The organism is Corallococcus sp. RDP092CA (assembly GCF_041903675.1).
Lineage (GTDB): Bacteria > Myxococcota > Myxococcia > Myxococcales > Myxococcaceae > Corallococcus.
In genome coordinates, this window is record NZ_JAYESI010000035.1 from 79,952 (window position 1) to 87,846 (window position 7,895).

Annotated in this window: 5 protein-coding genes; all 5 read left to right on the forward strand. The window is 69.5% G+C overall.

The features are described from left to right. The first annotated feature begins 16 nt into the window (after window positions 1-16). The gene (locus U8525_RS28900) at window positions 17-1,693 is read left to right on the forward strand and encodes a M28 family metallopeptidase (RefSeq protein WP_374269928.1); all 1,677 of its coding nucleotides are present in this window, start codon (window positions 17-19) and stop codon (window positions 1,691-1,693) included. Window positions 1,694-1,772: 79 nt separating this feature from the next. Then, on the forward strand, window positions 1,773-3,929 hold the full coding sequence (gene uvrB / locus U8525_RS28905; RefSeq protein ID WP_374269929.1) for an excinuclease ABC subunit UvrB: 2,157 nt from the start codon (window positions 1,773-1,775) through the stop codon (window positions 3,927-3,929). A gap of 12 nt (window positions 3,930-3,941) precedes the next feature. After that, window positions 3,942-5,882 (forward strand): excinuclease ABC subunit UvrC, encoded by a 1,941-nt coding sequence (uvrC, locus tag U8525_RS28910; protein ID WP_374269930.1) that lies wholly within the window; start codon window positions 3,942-3,944, stop codon window positions 5,880-5,882. Between the two features lie 137 nt (window positions 5,883-6,019). Beyond that, window positions 6,020-6,538, forward strand: coding sequence for a DUF507 family protein (locus U8525_RS28915; protein WP_223634776.1), 519 nt, complete (start codon window positions 6,020-6,022; stop codon window positions 6,536-6,538). Between the two features lie 60 nt (window positions 6,539-6,598). After that, window positions 6,599-7,895, forward strand: a 1,297-nt coding sequence (locus U8525_RS28920; protein WP_374269931.1) for a hypothetical protein, incomplete at its 3' end; no start/stop codon positions are given.

The window sequence follows — 7,895 nt, forward strand, 5'->3', positions numbered from 1 at the left end:
GTTACGCACCGGGCCCATGAGGCTCCTCCCCGCGCTCTTCGTCTCGCTGTGCTCGGCCGCCGCGCTCGCCGCGGGCGCCTTCACCGTCACGCCGCAGGAGAAGACGGCCGAGCAGGCCATCACCGCGGACCTCCTGCGCGCGCACGTGCGCTTCCTGGCGAGCGACCTGCTGGAGGGCCGCGGCCCCGGCACGCGCGGCGACGCGCTGGCGCAGGAGTACATCGCCACGCAGTTCGAGGGCCTGGGCCTCAAGCCCGGCGCGGCGGGGGGCAGCTACTTCCAGCGCTTCGACCTGATGGGCATCCACAGCCGCCCGGGCGCGATGACCTTCCAGGCGAAGGCGGGCCGCGTGGAGCTCCAGCCGCGCGAGGACTTCATCGCCGTGTCCGGCGTGCAGACCCCGGAGGCGCGGCTGGACGCGTCCGAGCTCGTCTTCGTGGGCTACGGCATCGTCGCGCCGGAGTACCAGTGGGACGACTTCAAGGGCGCGGACCTGAGGGGCAAGACGCTGGTCATCCTCAACAATGATCCGGAGGACGATCCGCGCCTCTTCGCGGGCAAGACGCGCCTCTGGTACGGCCGCTGGGACTACAAGTACGAGCAGGCGGCGAAGACGGGCGCGGCGGGCGCCATCATCATCCACACCACGCCCAGCGCGGGCTACCCGTGGCAGGTGGTGCGCACGTCGTGGACCGGTGAGCAGTTCGAGCTGCCCTCCGGTGACGCCCCCCGCCTCCAGGTGAAGGCCTGGACCACCGAGGACGCCACCAGGCAGGTGCTGAAGCTCGCGGGGCAGGACCTGGACGCGCTGCGCGCCGCCGCCCAGAAGCGGGACTTCCAGCCGGTGCCGCTGGGCGTGACGGTGTCCCTGCGCATGTCCAACGAGGTGCGCCGCAGGCCCACGGCGAACGTGCTGGGGCTCCTGCCCGGCAGCGACCCCACGCTTGCGAAGGAGGTGGTGCTCTACAGCGCGCACCATGATCACCTGGGCAAGAAGGACGACGGCAAGCCCGGCGAGGACGTCATCTACAACGGCGCGCTGGACAACGCGGCGGGCGTGGCCGCGATGCTGTCCGTGGCCCGCGCCTTCGCCTCGCTGCCCACGCCGCCGCGCCGCTCCATCCTCTTCGCCGCGGTGGCCGCGGAGGAGTACGGCCTGCTGGGCTCCGCGTACCTCGCGGCGCATCCGCCCGTGCCCCCGGGCCGCATCGCCGCGGACATCAACGTGGACGGCGGCAACGTGCTGGGCCGCACCCGCGACATCACCGTCATCGGGCTGGGCAAGTCGTCGCTCGACACCTACGTCACCACCATGGCGAGGACGCAGGGGCGCACGGTGAAGGCGGATCAGCTCTCCGACCGCGGGTTCTTCTACCGCTCGGATCAATTCAACTTCGCGCGGCAGGGCATCCCGGCCGCCTACTTCGGCAGCGGCATGGACTTCATCGGCCGGCCGGAGGGCTGGGGCAAGCAGCAGCGCGGCCAGTGGGAGACAAAGCACTACCACCAGCCTTCGGATGAGCTCCGCCCGGAGTGGGACCTGTCCGGCGCGGTGGAGGACGCGCGGCTGTTCTTCCTGGTGGGCGCCCAGGTGGCCAGGGCCCCGGAGATGCCCGCGTGGAACAAGGGCGACGAGTTCGAGGCCGCCCGCCTGAGGTCCCTGGAGGCACTGAGGGCCCCGGCCGCGAAGTAGGGGAGCGCCCCGTCCTTTGTTGGACGGACATGCACGAAGGTTCAGTACACAGGCGGCGGGGATGTTAGATCTGTCCCCTATGCCGGAGTTCGAACTCGTCAGTGAGCACAAGCCGCAGGGAGACCAGCCGAGGGCCATCGGGGAGCTGACCGAGGGCCTGCTTCGCGGCGACCGCTACCAGACCCTCCTGGGCGTCACCGGCTCGGGCAAGACGTTCACGATGGCGAACCTCATCGCCAACGTGAAGCGCCCCGCGCTGGTCATCGCGCACAACAAGACGCTGGCGGCGCAGCTGTACGGTGAGTTCAAGGCGCTCTTCCCGAGCAACGCCGTCGAGTACTTCGTCTCGTACTACGACTACTACCAGCCCGAGGCCTACGTCCCGTCGACGGACACCTTCATCGAGAAGGACTCGTCCATCAACGACAACATCGAACGGATGCGCCACTCGGCGACGCACAGCCTGCGCACCCGCAACGACGTCATCATCGTGGCCAGCGTGTCCTGCATCTACGGCCTGGGCGCCGCGCGCAGCTACGTGGACCTGGCCATCCGCGCCGCCGTGGGCGAGGACATGGGCCGCGACGGCTTCATGCGCAGGCTGGTGGAGGCCCAGTACGAGCGCAACGACCTGGACTTCCACCGCGGCACCTTCCGCGCCCGCGGCGACACCGTGGAGGTGTTCCCCGCCTACGAGGAGGAGCGCGCCGTGCGCGTCAGCTTCTTCGGCGACGAGGTGGAGCGCATCACCGAGTTCGACCCGCTGCGCGGCCAGACGCTGGGCCAGTTGGAGAAGATCGTCATCTTCCCCGCCAGCCACTACGTCGCCGGGGCGGACGCGCGCCAGAACGCCATGCGCACCATCCGCGAGGAGCTGGCCGAGCAGCTCCAGAAGTTCAAGGCGGAGGGCAAGCTGCTGGAGGCGCAGCGGCTGGAGCAGCGCACCATGTTCGACCTGGAGATGATCGAGCAGGTCGGCTACTGCAACGGCATCGAGAACTACTCGCGCCACTTCACCGGGCGCGCGCCGGGGGAGCCGGCCCCGTGCCTCATCGACTACTTCCCCCGCGACCTGCTGGTGCTCATCGACGAGAGCCACCAGACGGTGTCCCAGATCGGCGCCATGTACCGCGGCGACCGCGCGCGCAAGGAGACGCTGGTCAACTTCGGCTTCCGCATGCCCAGCGCCCTGGACAACCGGCCGCTGAAGTTCAGCGAGTTCGAGGAGATGGTCCCCCAGGCCGTCTTCGTCTCCGCGACCCCCGCGGAGTACGAGCTACAGAAGTCCAAGGGCGTGGTGGTGGAGCAGATCATCCGCCCCACCGGCCTCACCGACCCGGAGGTGGAGACGCGCCCCGCCGGCAACCAGGTGGATGACCTGCTGGAGGAGGTCCGCGTGCGCGTGTCGCGCAACGAGCGCGTGCTGGTGACGACGCTCACCAAGCGCATGGCGGAGGACCTCACCGAGTACTACAGCGACGTGGGCGTGAAGGTGCGCTACCTGCACTCGGACATCGACGCCATCCAGCGCATGGCCATCATCCGCGACCTGCGCCGGGGCGAGTTCGACGTGCTCGTGGGCATCAACCTCCTGCGCGAGGGCCTGGACATCCCCGAGGTGTCGCTCGTGGCCATCCTGGACGCGGACAAGGAAGGCTTCCTGCGCAGCCACGTGTCGCTCATCCAGACCATCGGCCGCGCGGCGCGCAACGTGAACGGGCGCGTCATCATGTACTCGGATCAGGTCACCGACTCCATGAAGCGCGCCATGGATGAGACGGCGCGCCGCCGGGACATCCAGCGCGCGTACAACCAGGAGCACGGCATCACGCCGCGCACGGTGAAGAGCAACATCTCCGACTTCACGGAGAACATCCCGGACTACGACGCGGGCGCGAGCGCGCTGCCCATGGCGGCGGAGGGCGAGAACGACCTCCTGGAGCCCAAGGAGATCAAGCGCCTCATCGAGGAGTTCACCGCCGACATGCTCAAGGCCGCGGACGAGATGCAGTTCGAGAAGGCCGCCGAGCACCGCGACCGCGTCCAACTGCTCAAGGACATGGACCTGGGGCTCAAGCCCGCGTCCCGGTCGCTCCTGCGCGCGCCGGCCAGGGCGGTGGAGCCGCCCGGCACCACGCCCAAGAAGGGGCGGGGGCGCGGGCGCCCCTCCTCGTCGGGGGGCGGCCCGTCCGGGGCGGCGAAGCCCGCGGCCCGCTCGCGGTCGCGCAAGAGCTAGCGAGGCCCCGCCATGGACATCCGGCTGCAGGAGAAGCTGGACGCGCTGCCCACCGAGCCCGGCGTGTACCTGATGAAGGACAAGCGCGGGACCATCATCTACGTGGGCAAGGCCATCAACCTGCGCAGCCGCGTGCGCAGCTACTTCAACCGCTCCGGTGACACCCGCGTCTTCGTGTCCCTCCTGGACACGATGCTGGGCGACCTGGAGACGGTGCTCGTCCACAACGAGAAGGAGGCCCTCCTCCTTGAAAACGAGCTGATCAAGAAGCACAAGCCGCGCTTCAACGTCCTGCTCAAGGACGACAAGCAGTTCATCTCCCTGCGCCTGGACCGCAGCCAGCCGTTCCCCCGGCTGGAGGTGGTGCGCAAGTACGAGAAGGACGGCGCGCGCTACTTCGGCCCGTACTCCAGCGCGGGCGCCATCCGCGAGACGCTGCGCCTCATCAACCGCTTCTTCCGCCTGCGCACCTGCACGGACCACGTGCTGGCCAACCGCAAGCGGCCGTGCCTGCTGTACCAGATCGGACGGTGCCCGGCCCCCTGCGTCTACCCGGTGTCCCCGGAGGAGTACCGCAAGAGCGTGGACGAGGTGGCCATGTTCCTGGAGGGCAAGGCGGGGCAGCTCATCGAGGGGCTGCGCGCGCGGATGAAGCGCGCGTCCATGGAGCTGAGGTTCGAGGAGGCCGCGCGGGTGCGCGACCAGCTGCTCGCCATCGAGCGCAGCCTGGAGCGCCAGAAGGTGGCCACCACCGACTTCAAGGACCAGGACGTCTTCGCCCTGTACCGCGAGGGCGACCGCATCCTGTTCTACGTGCTGCACGTGCGGCAGGGCCGGCTCAACGGCGGTCAGGCCTTCCCCTTCGGCAGCCAGGAGTTCCCGGACGACGAGCTGCTCGCCTCGTTCGTGAACCTCTACTACGACCAGGGCGGCTTCGTGCCGGAGGAGGTCCTGCTGCCCCTGGAGCCCGGCGACGGCACCGACGGCCTGGAGGACCTGCTCACGGAGCGCAAGGGCGAGCGCGTGCGCGTCTTCGTCCCCAAGCGCGGAGAGAAGCATGAGCTGGTGAACATGGCCGTGAAGAACGCGGAGCAGGCGTTCGTGGAGCGCAAGCGCAGCAAGGACGAGACCGACACGGTCCTGTCACGCCTCCAGTCCAAGCTGGGCCTGCGCAACTTCCCGCGCCGCATGGAGTGCTACGACATCTCCCACTTCCAGAGCTCCTCCATCGTGGCGTCACAGGTGGCCGTGACGGACGGGGAGACGGACAAGTCGCGCTACCGCAAATACAAGATCAAGTCCGTGGAGAAGCAGGACGACTTCGCCAGCATGTACGAGGTCATCACCCGGCGGCTCAAGCGCGGGCTGGAGGACGGGGACCTGCCGGACCTGCTCGTCATCGACGGCGGCAAGGGCCAGCTCGCCAGCGCGCACGCGGCCATGAAGGACCTGGGCGTGGAGGGCGTGGACGTGGTGGGCCTGGCCAAGAGCCGCGACCAGGAGGTCTTCGACCGGGACGCGGAGAGCGCCAGGAGCCCCGAGCGCGTCTTCGTCCTGGGCCGCAAGGACCCCATCGTCCTGCCCCAGAACTCGGCGGAAATGTTCATGCTCACGCGCATGCGGGACGAGGCCCACCGCTTCGCCATCACCTTCCAGGGCAAATCCATGCGCAAGAGCTCGCTGCGCTCGGCGCTGGAGGACATTCCCGGCGTGGGCGAGGGACGGCGGAAGATGTTGCTGCGCCACTTCGGTTCACTCAAGCGGGTGGGCGAGGCCACCATCGAGGAGCTGACCGAGGTCGTGGGCCCGGCGATGGCCGAGCGCGTCCACGCGGGCCTGCATGGCGACCCGGAGGACGACACCGAGGACCCCGTGCGCGAGGCGTCGCTGGATGACGCTTCCGACCCTGTGCACGAAAAAGCGGATGGAGGGTCGCCACCCGGTGCGGCATGATTAAGTTCCGCTTCGGACGCCGGGGGGCTGGCCGCTGGAACCCGCGACGTTCCTAGGGTTTTTCATTGCGACCATGCTCGGCGCTGATTTATAGCGGTTGAAGATCCGAGCACGTTTGAAGAGGACGAGGGACCGACATGAGGCTGTATCCGAAGGTGATCCCGATCATCTCGCGCGAGGCCATTCAGCAGCTCATGCAGGACGGGGACATCGAGGTGGAGCCGATGCGCGTGGCCGACGCCGAGATGGACCTGTCCGCCATCATGCGTGAGTACCTCGCCAATGAAGAGCGTGTGAACCAGGCGACGCGCGAGGCCCTGGAGCGTCGGGGATATGACTACTCCAAGTTCAACCAGGTGAAGCGCGAGATGGCGGACGTGCGCGGCTTCAAGATGGGGGACGAGGGCATCGAGTACGTCATCAACCAGATGATTGAGTTCCTCCTCATCAGCCGGAACGTCGAGGAGGTCTACTCCGCCGATAACGGGCTGCGTCAGAAGATCAACCAGGTCATGAAGAAGCACCTGGACGTCGACGACGAGATCGACAAGGAGGCCCGCTCCCGGCTGAAGCACCTGCAGGAGGGCACGAGCGCCTTCGACATCGAGTACAACAAGACGGTCGAGCAGATCCGCCGCGCTCGCGGGCTGATTTAGTCCGGGGCGTGCCACGGCCCGCTCCGCTGCCTACCTTCAGCTTCAAGGGAGGCAGCGTCGATGGCGGGTCCAATCACGAGCATCTTGCTGTCCGGTTTCCTGGCGGCGGCGCCAGGGGGCGACGGGTTCACGTTCGAGGGCCGGGAGGCCAGCGCGAGGACCGAGCGGCCGGACGGTTACTTCTTCCAGGGTTCGCTTCCGTTCGGTGACCTGACCGAGCGCGGCACGGGGCAGGCGTCGCTCTCCGTGCAGGACCGGGTCGGCGTCGCGAACGCGACCTTCGGCGACAAGGCGGAGCTCTCCGCGAGCCTGCGCGTGGGCGGCACGGAGTACCGCGTGGAGCTGACGCAGGCGGGCTTCCCGCCCGCGCAGGCGATGTCGCGGGTGCCCGCGGGGCCGCTCCCGCCACCGCCGCCGCACCTCGTCGAGGGCGGGGTGCTGATGGGCACGCCCCTCTACGGTGAGACGGGCATCGGCTGGCGGGCGACGACCCGCGCGCACGCGGCGATGGCCGTGTGGGGCATTGGCAGCGTGTGGCGCAACGGGACGCTGCTGACGGACTCGGCGCTCATTCACGCGGCGGCGTTGGACGCGGGCACGTTCGCGGACGACGACACGAAGCGGCTGCTGCGGGAAGCGCGGCCGGGGGACGCGGAGCTGGTGGTGGTGGTGTGGAACCTGCCGCCCCAGGCGGAGCCGCGCGGGTTCATCCAGTTCCTCTTCGATGACGTGGCCATCGACGTGGACGGCGCTCGGGTGCCGTCGGTGGCGGTGGTGCCCACGACGGGGGAGCTGCCCGCGTCGCTCGCGTCGCTGACGCCGGTGGCGCCCACGGCGTTCCCGGCGGCGGTGGCGCCGGTGTCTCCGCCGCGCTTCGAGCAGGGCACGGGAGGCGGCGGCACGGCGGGGACGACGGGCGTGACGCTGGGGGCGGGGACGGCGGGGGCGACGAGCGTGGCCACGACCGTGCCGGCCCCGGGCGAGGCGACCACCGCGGGCGGCACGGAGCTGGCGACGACGAGTGGCGCCACGGGGCCGGCGACCACGAGTGGCGCGACGACCCCCGCGTCCACGGCGGGGAGCGGCAACACGCTGGGCGCGTCGGGGACGACGACGGTGGCTCCGAACGCAGGGCGCACGTTGCCTTCGGCGGCGCCCTCGACCTTCAGCGGCGCGTTCTCACCGGCGGCGCCGGCCAACCCGCCCTCGGCGGTGTCGGGCGTGCTGCCAGGCTCTTCCGCCACGGTGGGGCAGGGGACCTTCGCCACGCCGCCGACCGTGTCGGGCGTGACCGTGGGGGGCTACACGGCGCCGCAGGTGTCCCCGCCGGACTTCAACACCTTCGTCGGCACCAGCC

Excerpts from the sequence above, each read along its gene's own strand:
- uvrC (WP_374269930.1), top strand. The coding sequence starts at position 3,942 with ATGGACATCCGGCTGCAGGAGAAGCTGGACGCGCTGCCCACCGAGCCC.
- uvrB (WP_374269929.1), top strand. The coding sequence starts at position 1,773 with ATGCCGGAGTTCGAACTCGTCAGTGAGCACAAGCCGCAGGGAGACCAG.
- U8525_RS28915 (WP_223634776.1), top strand. The coding sequence starts at position 6,020 with ATGAGGCTGTATCCGAAGGTGATCCCGATCATCTCGCGCGAGGCCATT.
- U8525_RS28900 (WP_374269928.1), top strand. The coding sequence starts at position 17 with ATGAGGCTCCTCCCCGCGCTCTTCGTCTCGCTGTGCTCGGCCGCCGCG.